Here is a 14,145-nt window from a genome sequence, read left to right on the forward strand (position 1 = left end):
GTCTTTAAAAACTAAGATGTCCATTTAAAGAGGCAAAATCAAAGCCGGGGTTGGGTGTATTGGTTCTGGCGTTTGAAAAGTGACTGTATCTTAATGAAAGGATGTAGCCTCTGGAAAAGCGGTACCCAAGAGCAAAGTGCAGGGCAAAATTTAGTTTGGTGCTCAATCCGATATCACCGAAGTTCTTTTGGCTTAAGTAGGACGCGCCTGCACCTGCTTCAGCAAATCCGCCCTGAAATTCATTTCGAGGGTACCAGCGGAGAATTGGTTTAATTTCGAGAATATTTTGCTGCTGTTTCTCGCTTCGATGCTCAATTCGCATATGGGAGTAACTGCCTTGGCCCCACCATTGTAGTGAATTATTGCCAAGGCTAAATGAAGACAGTAAATGTGAGTAGCTAAATCCAGCCATTTCTGAAGCCGAGATAGAGCGATACTGCATCAATTCATTCCCAAGTCCTTTGCCTGCACTTACAATGAATTCAGATTCCGCGTGGATTGGCGGAGTAAGGAAGAGTCCGCAGGAAAAAATATAGGCGCAGTATTTAAAAGCACTGCACTTATCGTTAAAGGCCACTGATTTATGCATAGCTTCGCGGTACTAACTGATAGGGCTGTTTTAAAGACTAGTGGGAAAGGGTTCGATGGCAAGCTCCCTAAAGAGGCTTGCCACCGGCTTCTTCCTTTTCTAGCGCCACTGCCGTTTCAGTTGTCGAAGTGCGTCAGAATGTAGTTGCCTCGCGCGCTCCTGGCTAAGCCCTAACTGCTCACCAATAACCCGAAAAGAACAGTCCTTGTCAGAAATTAACCCGTACCTCAAGTTGAGGACTGTCCTTTGTCGTGCGGGGAGACGGGCAACAGCTTCACGGAGGCGCTGAGCTAGCTCCTGGTTGGTTACCAGTTCATCGGTATTGTACAGCTCGTCAGCTGGCGCATAGTCCAGTCTGGTGCTGCTTTGGTCATCTGCAACCGGGTCATCCAGAGAGCCGGTGGGCCCAGGTAGCTTTAACAGGCTCTGAATTCTCTCAATGTCCAGTCCGGTGTGGCGGGCTAGGTTGTCATCAGATGCGGGCTGCCCCTGAGCACGGACTTCGCCAATGGCCCTGTAGATTGCTCTTAAATCATCCTGAACATTAGCCGGTTGTCGGACTAGATCTTCGTTGCGCCTTAAGGCTAATTGAATTTCTTGCTGAATCCACCAGTAGGCATAGGTGGAAAATCGATATCCCATTTGTGGTTTGAATCGCTCAATGGCTTTCATTAATCCAACATTGCCTTCTTGAATTAAATCGATAAAGGGCACAGATGGGTTGCGAAAGCGTTTTGCGATAGCAATAACCAAGCGCAGATTACATTGGATCAGTTTTTTCCGCTGTTTTTGAAAACGTTGTAATAGCCCGATTATCCTGCTGCGACTGCGCCGATCCAAATGTTCACTTGTGAGGAGGATTTCCGTGTGAGCAATGATTAATCCATGGTCGTAGGCACCGGTGCTTCCTCGTTGTTCCACTCCCTCACTTCGCAGCTGGACCAGTTCGGTGCCGCTTTCCTGGAGGTTGAATATTAGCTTTTCCTCCAGGTCACGTAGTAGGCAGGTGGTGCTGTGTTCTTCCTCCGGGGTCAGTAGTTCAAGCCTATATAGATGCTTGAGATAGCTTTGCATTGGGGTGGTGCCGCTCTCGGAGAGGGATTCACCCGTTGCGTGGATCTCTTCCACGCCTGGGCCTTGCTCGACCTGGGGGTCGGGCTCGCTAGCGCCCTGGCAGGAGTCAGAGAGTGGTTCGCCTGTATCCTTCAGCCATTCTTCATCCCTTGAGTAAAAATGTTCTCGGGACAAGTGCTTAAACCTTCTGTTGGCTGTGTAAGTACTACACGCTGTTTAGCCTCTCAAGGCGCTTTTGGCGCCTATTCCTTTCTCACTATAGAAGAGTGTTGCTGAAAGTGCCTGGGTTGGTTGAAATTAGGAGGGTGGATTATTGACGGGAAATGATTGGGGTGGGTGCAGGCACCCACCAAGAGGGGCGCGGATACTACTTAACGCGTTTTACGCGAAGCTTTGGTCCACCGTCGGCAGGTTTCATAAAAAAGGAGCCGAACATGGCTCGTTCTACAACCACAAGGTCGCCGATTTTCCAATTTACTCCCTTAGAGTCATTTTGTTTCCACGTTTGGCCATTATTGAGGGAAATTAGACGCTTCTGGTGCGCTGCCATTTGGATTGCGACTATTTTCGCCTCAATATGTTTGGGGGCCTCTTCAGCTATCCGTTTTTGTTCTTGGCCAAACTCTTTAACTGCTTGCTGATCAAGGGAGTTGGCGATCCGGTCATAGCATCTGAGACGACCTTCTTGGGGTTTAATTTCAGAGCAGGATTTGACTTGGTTCTTTAACGAGTCCGCAAATATTGGCGAGGAGGAAAGTGCTAGCAGGGCAAAAATGATGAGGGCTTTCATAGTTCAGGGTGTCGACTTATTTGCTAATTATGACTTTTATTCTGCCTGACATGGTTGGCATGAACAAATAGATTTGGGAAAAGGCTCACACTTTTCAGCTTGCCAACATGAAAGAATTTGCGCAATAGCACAGATGGCCTGAGAAGCGGCCTTAATGGCTAATTTATTTGAGATGTTGGGTTAGGTTTGAAGTCAGGGGGTGACTAACTATGCCTCTAAAAGTCTGGCAAGCTATCAATAAGCAAAAAATCATAAAAGTTAACTATCCAGGGGCGGAAAGATGAAGGGGTTGCTAACACCTGCAGCACTGTTTGCTGTTGTGATTGGGTATGTGTCTTGCGAAGGAATAAGTCTCGCGGTGTCTGACCGGTCTGCAGCTTATGCTGTGGGGATCGTGCTTAGTGAGAGTGATGATCAGTCTGTTGACTACAACCAATACTCGGGAGACGCTCAAGATATAGAGCTGTTTGATGGCTCGCATATGATGGAGTTTGAAGGTGATGTATTTGCCGATGCTCCGGAGCATATGCCGCCAGTTGGGGAAGGCTCAGGTGCAAAAGATGGCGATGAAAAGGGCTTCGGTGAATAGTTGATTAGCTACCGAGTACAATTTCGATCAAGAGTTTCATGGACAAGCGCCCGAGACCGAAGTTCGGATTCTTGTCCATGGGGCAGGGTCTCTATTTCTTCTGGGCGCTAAAATGCTTCCCGCTTATGCCGTTGCTGTCTCTACCCATTAAGTAGAGGTAGGTGGGCATAATATCTTCTGCAGAGGTTACCGACTGGGGGTTTTCTGCTGGGTAGGCAGTTGCTCGCATTGTTGTACGGGTTGCCCCAGGGTTTAGGGAGTTGACCCGGGTATTGGAAACCCCTTCCAGTTCATCGGCGAGTACCTGCATCAGTCCTTCAGTGGCAAACTTCGATACTGAATAGGCCCCCCAGTAGGCTCTCCCTTTAACCCCAACGCTGGAGCTTGTAAAGACAACAGAGCCTGCTTCTGATTCCTCTAGCAGGGGCAGCATTGCCTTTGTTAGTCCAAACGCTGCATTAACATTCACCTGCATTACTTGTTGCCAAGTGTTGAAATTGTAATTGCCGATAGGGGTGCGTTGCCCGAGTAGGCCGGCATTGTGCAGGAGTCCATCCAGGCGGCCAAACTCGTTGCGAATAGCTTCTGCAAGGCTCTCGAAATCCTCTATTTTTGCTGCACCCAGGTCCATGGGGAAAATAGCCGGCTGTGGCCCACCGGCAGCCTCGATTTCGTCATAGACTGCTTCTAACTTGGGAGTTGTACGCCCTAGCAAAATTACCGTCGCCCCGTGAGCGGCAAAAGTCTTTGCTGCAGTTTTACCTATGCCGTCTCCGGCACCGGTGATAAGAATAATCTTGCTCTTTAATAAGTCGGAGGGCGCTTGATAGTCGCCAACAAAGTCTGACATGAAATATCCCGATACTGTCACCGGGCTTGGGTGCCCGGTATTACTTCAAGTTTCAAAAATAGTGTTGTTCTAGAAGGGGCCAAATTTCATTGGCGGAATTTACCAGGTGGTCTGCCCCCCAATTGGCGGGGTTATCTGTTGAGTCAATATAACCATACCCGCAAGCGATAGTTGGCATACCAGCCTTTTGGCCGGCGATGATATCGCGCTTGTGGTCGCCGATATAAATTGCTTCAGCGGGAGCGCAGCCAATCTGGCTGCAGGCTAAAAATAGGGGCTCGGGGTCCGGCTTGGATTTGCTGACGTGGTCAGGGCAAACAATTGCAGAGGCTGGCGGTAGATGGGTAAAGGCTTCCATCAGAGGAGTGGTGTAGGCCTCCGGTTTATTGGTGACAATCCCCCAGGGAAGGTTTTTTCAACCAGGTTGTCGAGCAGATTGTCGATGCCAGGGAAGGTGGTCGTCTTCTCTGCAAGGTGTGCGAGGTAGAGGTCCAGTAACCTTTGTAGTAATCCTGGGAAGGCAGGGTCACCTTCTTCTTTGTTAAACCCCAATGTGACCAGCGCCCTGGAACCATTGGATACGGTTCCCCGGATCGTCTCGTCAGGCAGTGGAGGTAATTGTTCCTGTTGGCGCAGTTGATTTAATACAACAATAAAATCTGGCGCTGTATCAAGCAGGGTACCATCCAGGTCAAATAAAACGGCTTTCATTTTGCAGTTCACTTATTCTGGTTTGCTGGCATACATCAAATAATTGACGTCGACATCCCGGGGGTTCAATTTGTAGCTTCGGGTAACCGGGTTATAAGTCATACCGGTTATATCGTGCGCTTCCAGGGACTCATCGCGCAGCCAGGCGCCCATTTCTGAGGGGCGGATAAACTTACTGTATTCATGAGTGCCCTTGGGCAGTAAGCGTAGGACATATTCCGCTCCGACTACGGCAAACAGCCACCCTTTAGGGGTGCGGTTGATCGTAGAGAAGAATAGTTTGCCGCCGGGTTTTACAAGTTTCGCGCAGGCGCGAATGACAGAAGAGGGGTCTGGTACATGCTCAAGCATCTCCAGGCAGGTAACAATGTCAAAGCTCTCGGGCGCTTCTTCTGCCAGTTCCTCTACTGCCACTTTGCGATAGTTGACGCTGACGCCACTTTCGAGGGCGTGGAGTTTGGCGACATTGAGTGGGGCTTCCCCTAGATCGATACCAGTAACATCGGCTCCCCTCTGTGCCATGGTTTCAGCCAGGATACCGCCACCGCAGCCCACATCGAGGAGCTTCTTACCGGCAACCGGAGCATACCCATCAATGTAATTTGCACGCAGTGGATTGATTTCGTGTAGTGGTTTGAACTCGCCTTCCTTGTCCCACCAGCGGCTGGCAAGTTGCTCAAATTTGGCGATTTCTGAGGGATCTACATTGCTCATGAACTTCTTTGCAAACTCCGTCGCTCGTAACCGGCACTTTTCAGTGATTGGGCCGGAATCAGTTATCTAGCGTAAATTTCCGCTGATTCTATCACGCCATATTTGCGCCCGCTGGATAACCTCAGTTTCGTTTAAGGTTTGTAGCTGGCGCTCCTTTAAAAGTTGTCGCCCTGCAACCCAGACATCGCTGACATTGTGTCCTCCGTTGGCATAAATCAACTGGGACACGGGGTCATGCAAAGGCTGCTGCTCTAGACCGCCGAGGTTGATAGCAGCAATGTCTGCGCTTTTACCTACCTCCAGGCTTCCGGTTATATCTTCAATTCCCAGTGCTTTGGCTCCGTTGATGGTCGCCATACTCAGTGTCTTATGCGCGGGTAGGGCTGTTGCGTTCCCGCTAACAGCTTTTGCCAGTAGTGCGGCTGTGTTGGCTTCGGAGAACAGGTCTTGGGTGTTATTGCTCGCGGCGCCATCGGTGCCCAGGGAAACGTTGATGCCGGCTTCCAGCATGTCATAGGTCGGGCAAAAACCTGAGGCGAGCTTGAGATTGGATGATGGGCAGTGAGAAACATGGGCGCCACTTGAGCTCACTAGCTCAATATCTCGCTGGTTGGTGGCCACCATATGTACACAAAGTGTCTGCGGCCCTAGCAGTCCGAGGCGGAATAGCCGCTCGGTGGGTCGCTCTCCAGTAGCATTCAGGGCGCTTTCAACTTCAGCGTGGGTCTCGTGGAGGTGCATTTGCATGGGGATCTGCGCTTCGGCAGAGCAGACTGCAATTTTTTCCAGTGTTTTATCCCCCACGGTATAGGGGGCGTGGGGTGCAAATACCACCTCAATTCGATCGTGCGCACGGTAATCATCGCGTAACGCCAATCCTTTGTGTAGGGCCTCATCGCTATTGCGGCTCCAGGGGGTTGGGGCATCCAGCACGGGGAAGGCGATATGGGCCCTGATTCCGCTCTCCCGCGCAGCAATGGCGACGGCTTCCGGGAAGAAGTACTGATCAGAAAAAGTGGTAGTACCAGAGCGCAGCATCTCGGCAATCGCTTGCCGGCTGCCGTCAGCTACAAATTGCGGACCTACCCAGCGTTGCTCTGTCGGCCAGATGTGTTGCTCCAGCCACTCTTTAAGGGGGCGGTCATCAGCGTAGCCGCGCAATAGCGTCATGGGTGCATGGTTGTGAGTATTGATTAACCCTGGAATTAGTGCGTGTTGCCCCAGGTCGACTTCATCTTTTGCCTTAAAGCGAATTGAGGCCTCAGCTGTGGGTACCAGGGCAGAGATTTTGCCCTTTTCTATTGCGAGCGAACAATTTTCGTACACTTTTTTCTCGGGTACGACGGGTATGATCCAGCGTGCGTGGATCAGGGTATCGACAGCTTGTTGCATGAGGACTTATCTGGTGGCTGCTGTGGGGGTGTTTTACTGTAGCCGCAGTCAAAGGGGGCGACAACTGTGGTTTGGGTTGCAGTTTTATATCTCATAGTCCTGCGGCTCCAAACATCTCAAACTATGGTAGAATCGCCCGCTTATCCCGGGCACAGTACGTACGCCCGCGCTATAAAAGGAACGCCGTAAGCCATGGGCGAATTAGCCAAAGAAATCTCTCCGATTAATATCGAAGAAGAACTCAAGCAGTCTTATCTCGACTATGCCATGAGCGTGATTGTCGGGCGCGCACTGCCGGATGTACGCGATGGCCTCAAGCCGGTACACCGCCGCGTGCTCTACGCGATGAGCGAGCTTAAAAACGACTGGAATAAACCGTACAAGAAATCAGCGCGTGTCGTTGGTGATGTAATCGGTAAATATCACCCGCACGGAGACACTGCGGTCTACGACACTATTGTACGTATGGCGCAGCCGTTTTCTATGCGTTACACCTTGGTAGATGGCCAGGGTAACTTCGGTTCTATCGATGGTGACAGTCCAGCTGCCATGCGATACACCGAAATTCGTATGGATAAGTTGGCCCACGAGCTGCTGTCCGACCTCGATAAAGAAACTGTTAATTTTGTCGATAACTACGATGGTTCCGAGCAAATGCCGGAGGTGTTGCCTTCGCGTGTGCCGAACCTCTTGGTCAATGGTTCCTCCGGTATTGCGGTAGGCATGGCCACCAATATCCCTCCCCATAATCTGGGTGAGGTGATCAAGGCTTGCCTGGCTCTGATCAATAATTCCGAGTTGACCGTCGACGACCTGATGGAGTACATCCCCGGGCCGGACTTCCCCACGGGCGCCATCATCAATGGCCGCGCCGGTATTCTCCTTGCCTACCGCACTGGCCGTGGCCGCATTTATGTGCGTGCCAAAGCAGATGTGATCCGCGATGACAAGACCAATCGCGAAACCATCATCATTACTGAGATCCCCTTCCAGTTGAATAAAGCGCGCTTGATCGAGCGTATTGCTGAGCTGGTGAAAGAGAAAAAGATCGAGGGTATCTCTGAGCTGCGCGATGAGTCCGACAAAGACGGCTTGCGCGTAGTGATTGAGCTTAAGCGGGGAGAGCTGGGTGATGTGGTTCTGAATAACCTCTATTCCCAGACCCAGCTGGAAAGCGTCTTCGGTATCAATATGGTGGCCCTGGTCGATGGCCAGCCCAAGGTATTGAATCTCAAAGAGCTGCTCGAGCACTTTATTCGCCACCGTCAGGAAGTGGTTACCCGTCGCACGGTCTACCTGTTGCGCAAAGCCCGCGAGCGCGGTCATATCCTGGAAGGTCAGGCAATTGCTATTGCCAATATCGACCCGGTTATTGAGCTGATCAAATCTTCCGCCACGCCGGCAGATGCCCGCGAGGCGCTGCTGGCCAAGGGTTGGAAGGTAGGGAATGTACAGCAGTTCCTGGAGCGCGCTGGCGCCGATGCCTGCCGACCGGACGATCTGCCGCAAGAGTTTGGTTTGCGTGATGGTGTTTACTACCTGTCTCCGGCCCAGGTCCAGGCTATCCTCGAGTTACGCCTGCACCGTCTGACCGGTATGGAGCATGACAAGCTGCTGGCAGAATACCAGGAGCGACTGGAACAGATTGCTGAATACCTGCATATCCTCGGTAGCTTCGAGCGTCTGATGGAAGTGATCCGCGAAGAGTTAGAGCAGCTGTCAAAGGACTTTAACGATGAGCGTCGTACCGATATCGTTGCGTCTCGCCAGGATCTGACCGTTGAAGACCTGATTACCCCGGAAGATAAGGTAGTAACTATCTCCCACGGTGGTTATGCCAAGAGCCAGCCTCTGACGGATTACCAGGCCCAGCGCCGTGGTGGTATGGGTAAATCCGCGACCCAGGTAAAAGACGAGGACTTCGTCGAGCATCTATTGATCGCCAACTCCCATGACACCCTTCTGTGCTTCTCCAATAAGGGCAAGGTGTACTGGCTGAAAGTCTACGAAGTGCCCACCGCTGGCCGAGCCTCCCGTGGTCGCCCAATGGTTAATATGCTGCCTCTGGAAGAGGGCGAGCGTATCAGTAGCATGATGCCGGTGTCCGAGTACGACGAAAATCACTTTATCTTCTTCACCACTGCCAATGGCACCGTGAAGAAAACCCCCTCACCGCTTTTGCCCGTCCCCGCAGTGTTGGTTTGCGTGCAATTGAATTGGAGGAGGGCGATCGCCTGGTAGCCACTGCGATTACCGATGGTGAGCGCGATGTAGCGCTGTTTACCAGCGCCGGTAAGGCAGCGCGCTTCTCCGAGTCCAATGTCCGCTCTATGGGCCGTGTTTCCCGTGGTGTTCGCGGTATTCGTATGCAGGAAGGTCAGCAGGTTATCGCTATGGTTATCCCTGAAGAGGGTGGCTCTGTGATGATGGCTACTGAGAATGGTTACGGTAAGCGCACAGCTATCAGCGAATTCCCCACTAAGGGACGCGGTACCCAGGGTGTTATTGCGATCGCGGAAAGTGAACGTAACGGTGCCTTGGTTGGGGCCTGTCAGGTGCACCCAGGTGAGGAGATGATGTTGATCTCCGACCAGGGCACTCTGGTGCGTACCCGTGTTGATGAAGTGTCTGTACTTGGGCGCAACACGCAGGGGGTGCGAGTGATTCGCCTGAAGGCTGGCGAGAAGCTGGTTGGCCTCGGTCGCATTGAAGAGACCGAAGATGACGGTGAAGAAAACGGTGGGGAAGAGTGACCCACCGCTCCAGACCACTAAGAAAGGCTGCGTTTATCGCGGCCTTTCTTGCCTTTGGCTCCCACGAAAAACGCTAAAGGCGCGATATCTATCCCTCTGAATGGCAATTTGTGCGTAGACACATCTAGTTGTATTTGAAACCTTTTTTGTATTGTGGAAATCAGCTCATGAGGAAGTTTAATTTCTGTGCAGGCCCTGCCGCTTTACCGCAGCCCGTACTGGAGCGGGCGCAAAGGGAGTTGCTCAATTGGCAAGGGCTCGGTTGCTCTGTAATGGAGGTCAGCCACCGCTCTCCAGAGTTTGTTGAAGTAGCTGAGCGGGCCGAACAGGACCTCCGCGATCTGCTCAGTGTGCCGAGCAACTACAAAGTGTTGTTTCTTCAGGGCGGGGCAACTGGGCAATTCAGTGCCGTGCCCTGGAATCTTCTCGGTGCCGGCTCATCCAAAGCTGAATTTATACACTCCGGTAGTTGGGCGGCCAAGGCGATCAAAGAGGCTCGTCGCTATGGTGAGGTAAATGTGGTTGCATCCAGTGAGGATCGCAACTTCAGCTATGCACCTGCGGCAGACAGCTGGCAGTCGAGTGGTGATGCGGCTTATTTCCACTATACCCCCAACGAGACAATTGGCGGTGTTGAGTTTGGCTATGTGCCGGAAGTGGAGTGCCCGCTGGTGGCGGATATGTCCTCAACTATTTTGTCTCAACCGATTGAGGTGGAAAAGTTCGGCGTTATCTATGCCGGCGCGCAGAAAAACATTGGCCCCTCAGGTATCGCTGTAGCCTTGGTTCGGGATGATTTACTCGATCGCTCACTGGAAAATATTCCTCGCAGTTTGAGCTGGAAGGTGGCTGCAGAAGCGGGCTCTATGGATAACACGCCGCCTACTTTCGCTTGGTACTTATCTGGTCTTGTCTTCCAGTGGTTGAAAGATCAGGGGGAGTTGATGCGATGGCTAAGCAGGCCGATGCTAAATCCAAAATGCTGTACGACTTCCTCGATAGCAGTGACTTTTTCTCCAGTCCGGTTGAGGAGGGAAGTCGCTCCCGCATGAATGTGCCCTTTGTATTGGCTGACGATCGCCTGGATAAGCAGTTTTTGATTGAGTCAGAAGAAGCGGGTTTGTTGAGCTTAAAGGGGCACCGCTCTGTGGGTGGTATGCGTGCGTCGCTATATAACGCCGTTCCCATGGAGGCAGTGGAAGCGCTTGTGGCATTTATGGCGGATTTTGAAGCGCGCAAGGCTTAGGTGGTTAATTCAATCTTGATGATTTCTAGAGAAAGTAGATAGACGAATGGCAGAGGAAACTGTGAGTGGCGACCAGCGACTGCTGGAGCTGCGCAATCAGATCGACAGTATTGATGGAGAGATTGCTCGCTTAATTAGTGAGCGGGCTCGCTGTGCCCTGGAGGTTGCAGAGGTTAAGAAAGCTACTGGCGAGGATGCTCTCTATTATCGGCCGGAGCGTGAAGCACAAGTGCTGCGCAAGGCTATGGAGCGCAATAATGGCCCGCTGACTGATGAAGAAATGGCGCGACTGTTTCGCGAAATTATGTCGGCCTGCCTGGCCTTGGAAGAGCCCGTCAAAGTGGCCTACCTGGGCCCTGAAGGTACCTTTACCCAGCAGGCGGCATTAAAGCACTTCGGCAACTCTGCCCAGAGCCGGCCGCTGGCGGCAATTGATGAAGTTTTCCGTGAGGTAGAAGCAGGGGCCGTCAGTTACGGTGTTGTGCCGGTAGAAAACTCTACCGAAGGGGTGATCAATCACACCCTGGACAACTTTATGCACTCCAACCTGAGTATCTGCGGTGAGGTGGAGCTGCGTATCCATCATCACTTGATGATCTCAGATGTAACGCGCCCAGAGTCAATCACTCGTATTTATTCCCATGCGCAGAGCCTGGCGCAGTGCCGCAAGTGGCTTGATGCCCATTATCCCAATGTGGAACGTGTTGCAGTTGCCAGCAATGCGGATGCGGCCAAGCGCGTTAAGGGTGAGTGGAATGCTGCGGCGATAGCTGGCGATATGGCAGCGGAACTCTACGGGCTGAAGGTGCTGTCGGAGAAAATAGAAGATCGCCCGGATAATTCCACCCGCTTCTTGATTATTGGTACCCAGCAAGTGCCTGCGAGCGGGGATGATAAAACCTCATTGATGGTATCAATGCGCAATGAGCCAGGTGCTCTGCACGATCTCCTGGAGCCGTTTCGTCGCTACAGTGTCGATTTGACTCGGGTAGAGACCCGGCCATCGCAGTCTGGCAATTGGACCTATGTGTTCTTTATCGATTTTAGCGGCCACCGCGATACCCAGGGGATTGCCGAGGCGCTAAAAGAGGTTGGAGGCTGTGCCTCAGATCTGAAAGTGCTGGGTTCCTACCCTCGCGGAGTGCTGTGATGGCGCAAGCTCAAATTGGCCGACTGCTGGTTGTTGGGATCGGTTTAATTGGGGGGAGTTTTGCCCTTGCACTGAAAGCTGCTAGGGCTTGCCGAGAGGTTATCGGGGTCGCTCTGGAAGAGAGTGTCTGCGATGAAGCCAGGGCGCTCGGTATTGTTGATCGGGCCAGCACCAGTCTAGAGCTGGTATTGCCGCAGCTGGAGCCGGGCGATTTGGTGTTTGTGGCTGTGCCGACACTGGCGATTGAGTCTGTATTCGCGCAGCTTAAAGAACACCTGCCGGCGGGAGTCACTGTGACAGATGGCGCCAGCGTAAAAGGTAGCGTGGTGGTAGCGGCAGAAAAAGTGTGGGGAAGTGCTCCAGATTTTTTGGTGCCAGGGCATCCAATCGCTGGCTCTGAAAAAAGTGGTGTTACCGCGGCGAGAGATGACCTCTATAGGGATCACCGCATTATCCTGACGCCGCTTGCGAATACAGGGGCTGCTCATTTGCAGCTCGTGGAGCGAGCATGGCAGGCCGTGGGAGCTGAGCCCCTGACAATGTCAGTGGAGGAGCACGACGAGGTTCTGGCTGCTACGAGCCATCTTCCCCATGTCATCGCTTTTAGCCTTGTGGACACTTTGGCCCACGATGCGGAAAACGAAAATATCTTCCGCTATGCGGCGGGAGGCTTCCGTGACTTTACTCGTATCGCTTCCAGTGACCCGGTTATGTGGCGAGATATTATGCTCGCCAATCGGGATGCCATCTTAAAGGCCATCGACCTATACAGCCTCAACCTTTCTTCCCTACGCGACGCTATTGCCTCCGGTGATAGCGCTGCCCTGATGGGGGTTTTTACTCGCGCCAAAGCGGCACGGGATCACTTTACCAAAATGTTGGCAAAACAAGCGTATTCGGAACCTATGCAAGAACAAGAGATTACTTTTATCGTGCAGCCGGGCGAGGCTGTAAATGGCAAGCTCAGGGTGCCGGGGGACAAATCCATGTCGCACCGCTCAATTATGCTGGGCTCCCTGGCCGAGGGAGTTACAGAAGTTGAGGGCTTCCTGGAGGGCGAGGATGCACTGGCAACCCTGCAGGCTTTCCGCGATATGGGGGTGGTAATTGAGGGGCCGGATAATGGTCGGGTTGTAATTCATGGCGTGGGTCTTAATGGCTTGCAGGCACCGCCCGGACCGCTATATCTCGGTAACTCCGGGACCTCCATGCGCCTGTTGGCTGGATTGCTTGCCGGGCAGGATTTCGACGTAACACTCACTGGTGATGAGTCCCTGTCAAAGCGCCCGATGAATCGCGTGGCTAACCCCCTGCGTGAGATGGGTGCAAATATTGAGACTGGCCCGGAAGGCCGTCCGCCGCTTTTGATTAAGGGTGGTAGTGCGTTGAAAGGGATTGATTACCCGCTGCCGATGGCCAGTGCCCAGGTGAAATCAGCGGTATTGCTGGCTGGGCTCTATAGTGAGGGTCAAACGTCTACCGTTGAGCCGGCGCCCACTAGAGATCATACCGAGCGCATGTTGCAGGGCTTTGGTTATAAGGTGGAGCGGGATGGTGCTCAGGCTAAGTTGGTGGGCGGTGGCTCACTGAAATCCTGTCGCATCGATGTGCCTGCCGATATTTCTTCAGCTGCATTCTTTATGGTTGCTGCCGCTATCTCTCCCGGTTCCGATGTTGTGCTGGAGCATGTGGGGATCAATCCCACCCGCGATGGGGTTATCAATATCCTCCGTGCAATGGGCGGCAATGTTGAATTGCTGAATATGCGCGAAGTGGGCGGTGAGCCGGTGGCGGATATTCATGTTCGCTATGCGCCCTTGAAGGGAATTCGCATCCCTGAGGATCAGGTGCCCCTGGCGATTGATGAGTTTCCCGCATTGTTTGTTGCGGCAGCTTGTGCAGAAGGTGAGACCGTCCTGACTGGTGCGGAGGAGTTGCGGGTCAAGGAAAGTGACCGGATTCAGGCGATGGCAAATGGCTTGATTGCACTTGGGGTAAAAGCTGAGCCAACACCGGACGGTATCGTGATCCAGGGCTGCAAAGAGGGTGTGGTATTTTCTGGAGGCACCGTCGATAGCTTGGGGGATCACCGTATTGCTATGGCGTTTGCAGTGTCATCGCTGCGCGCAAAGGATACAATCCGCATCCTTCACTGCGCCAATGTGGCGACCTCATTCCCGAACTTTGCCGAACTGGCAACGGGCGCGGGTCTCAAGTTGCAGTTGGCGTGACACGGGCATTCAGGTTTGGGCGGTTGTGGTTCGCTTGAGTGCATCCGCCAGAGATG

General features: G+C 52.7%; 9 protein-coding genes and 3 pseudogenes. 5 read left to right on the top strand and 7 right to left on the bottom strand.

The window, feature by feature from the left end; genetic code table 11:
• Window positions 1-4: 4 nt before the first annotated feature.
• The 3 genes from P0078_RS22070 to P0078_RS22080 all read right to left on the bottom strand — a co-directional run bounded on the left by P0078_RS22070 (window position 5) and on the right by P0078_RS22080 (window position 2,453).
• Window positions 5-589 carry an acyloxyacyl hydrolase gene (locus tag P0078_RS22070; RefSeq protein WP_353057022.1) on the bottom strand — a complete coding sequence of 195 codons (585 nt, stop codon included), beginning with the start codon at window positions 587-589 and terminating at the stop codon, window positions 5-7.
• 99 nt (window positions 590-688) lie between these two features.
• Window positions 689-1,837, bottom strand: a complete 1,149-nt coding sequence (locus tag P0078_RS22075; RefSeq protein ID WP_282932036.1) for a sigma-70 family RNA polymerase sigma factor — start codon at window positions 1,835-1,837, stop codon at window positions 689-691.
• 193 nt (window positions 1,838-2,030) lie between these two features.
• Window positions 2,031-2,453 carry a hypothetical protein gene (locus tag P0078_RS22080; protein WP_282932037.1) on the bottom strand — a complete coding sequence of 141 codons (423 nt, stop codon included), beginning with the start codon at window positions 2,451-2,453 and terminating at the stop codon, window positions 2,031-2,033.
• Window positions 2,454-2,733: 280 nt separating this feature from the next.
• Between P0078_RS22080 and P0078_RS22085 the strand changes: the two genes are divergently transcribed.
• Entirely contained in the window at window positions 2,734-3,042 is a 309-nt protein-coding gene (locus P0078_RS22085; protein ID WP_282932038.1) for a hypothetical protein, read from the top strand.
• Between the two features lie 91 nt (window positions 3,043-3,133).
• On the opposite strand, the gene P0078_RS22090 is transcribed toward P0078_RS22085, so the two are convergent.
• The 4 genes and pseudogenes from P0078_RS22090 to P0078_RS22105 form a co-directional block, all read right to left on the bottom strand.
• Window positions 3,134-3,892 (bottom strand): YciK family oxidoreductase, encoded by a 759-nt coding sequence (locus P0078_RS22090; RefSeq protein ID WP_282932039.1) that lies wholly within the window; start codon window positions 3,890-3,892, stop codon window positions 3,134-3,136.
• Between the two features lie 52 nt (window positions 3,893-3,944).
• Window positions 3,945-4,603 (bottom strand): annotated as a pseudogene (locus P0078_RS22095) (HAD-IA family hydrolase).
• 12 nt (window positions 4,604-4,615) lie between these two features.
• Complete coding sequence (ubiG, locus tag P0078_RS22100) at window positions 4,616-5,317, bottom strand: bifunctional 2-polyprenyl-6-hydroxyphenol methylase/3-demethylubiquinol 3-O-methyltransferase UbiG (protein ID WP_282932040.1); 702 nt, start codon at window positions 5,315-5,317, stop codon at window positions 4,616-4,618.
• Between the two features lie 66 nt (window positions 5,318-5,383).
• The gene (locus tag P0078_RS22105) at window positions 5,384-6,709 is read right to left on the bottom strand and encodes a TRZ/ATZ family hydrolase (protein ID WP_282932041.1); all 1,326 of its coding nucleotides are present in this window, start codon (window positions 6,707-6,709) and stop codon (window positions 5,384-5,386) included.
• Between the two features lie 192 nt (window positions 6,710-6,901).
• Between P0078_RS22105 and gyrA the strand changes: the two are divergent.
• The 4 genes and pseudogenes from gyrA to P0078_RS22125 all read left to right on the top strand — a co-directional run bounded on the left by gyrA (window position 6,902) and on the right by P0078_RS22125 (window position 14,089).
• Window positions 6,902-9,462, top strand: a pseudogene (gene gyrA, locus P0078_RS22110) (DNA gyrase subunit A).
• Window positions 9,463-9,629: 167 nt separating this feature from the next.
• A pseudogene (gene serC / locus P0078_RS22115) lies at window positions 9,630-10,708 on the top strand (3-phosphoserine/phosphohydroxythreonine transaminase).
• Window positions 10,709-10,754: 46 nt separating this feature from the next.
• Entirely contained in the window at window positions 10,755-11,858 is a 1,104-nt protein-coding gene (gene pheA / locus P0078_RS22120; protein ID WP_282932042.1) for a prephenate dehydratase, read from the top strand.
• On the top strand, window positions 11,858-14,089 hold the full coding sequence (locus tag P0078_RS22125) for a bifunctional prephenate dehydrogenase/3-phosphoshikimate 1-carboxyvinyltransferase (RefSeq protein WP_282932043.1): 2,232 nt from the start codon (window positions 11,858-11,860) through the stop codon (window positions 14,087-14,089). The genes pheA and P0078_RS22125 overlap by 1 nt, the downstream gene beginning before the upstream one ends.
• The last annotated feature ends 56 nt before the right edge of the window (window positions 14,090-14,145 follow it).

This window comes from Microbulbifer sp. VAAF005 (genome assembly GCF_030012985.1).
In the GTDB taxonomy this organism is placed as follows: Bacteria; Pseudomonadota; Gammaproteobacteria; order Pseudomonadales; family Cellvibrionaceae; genus Microbulbifer.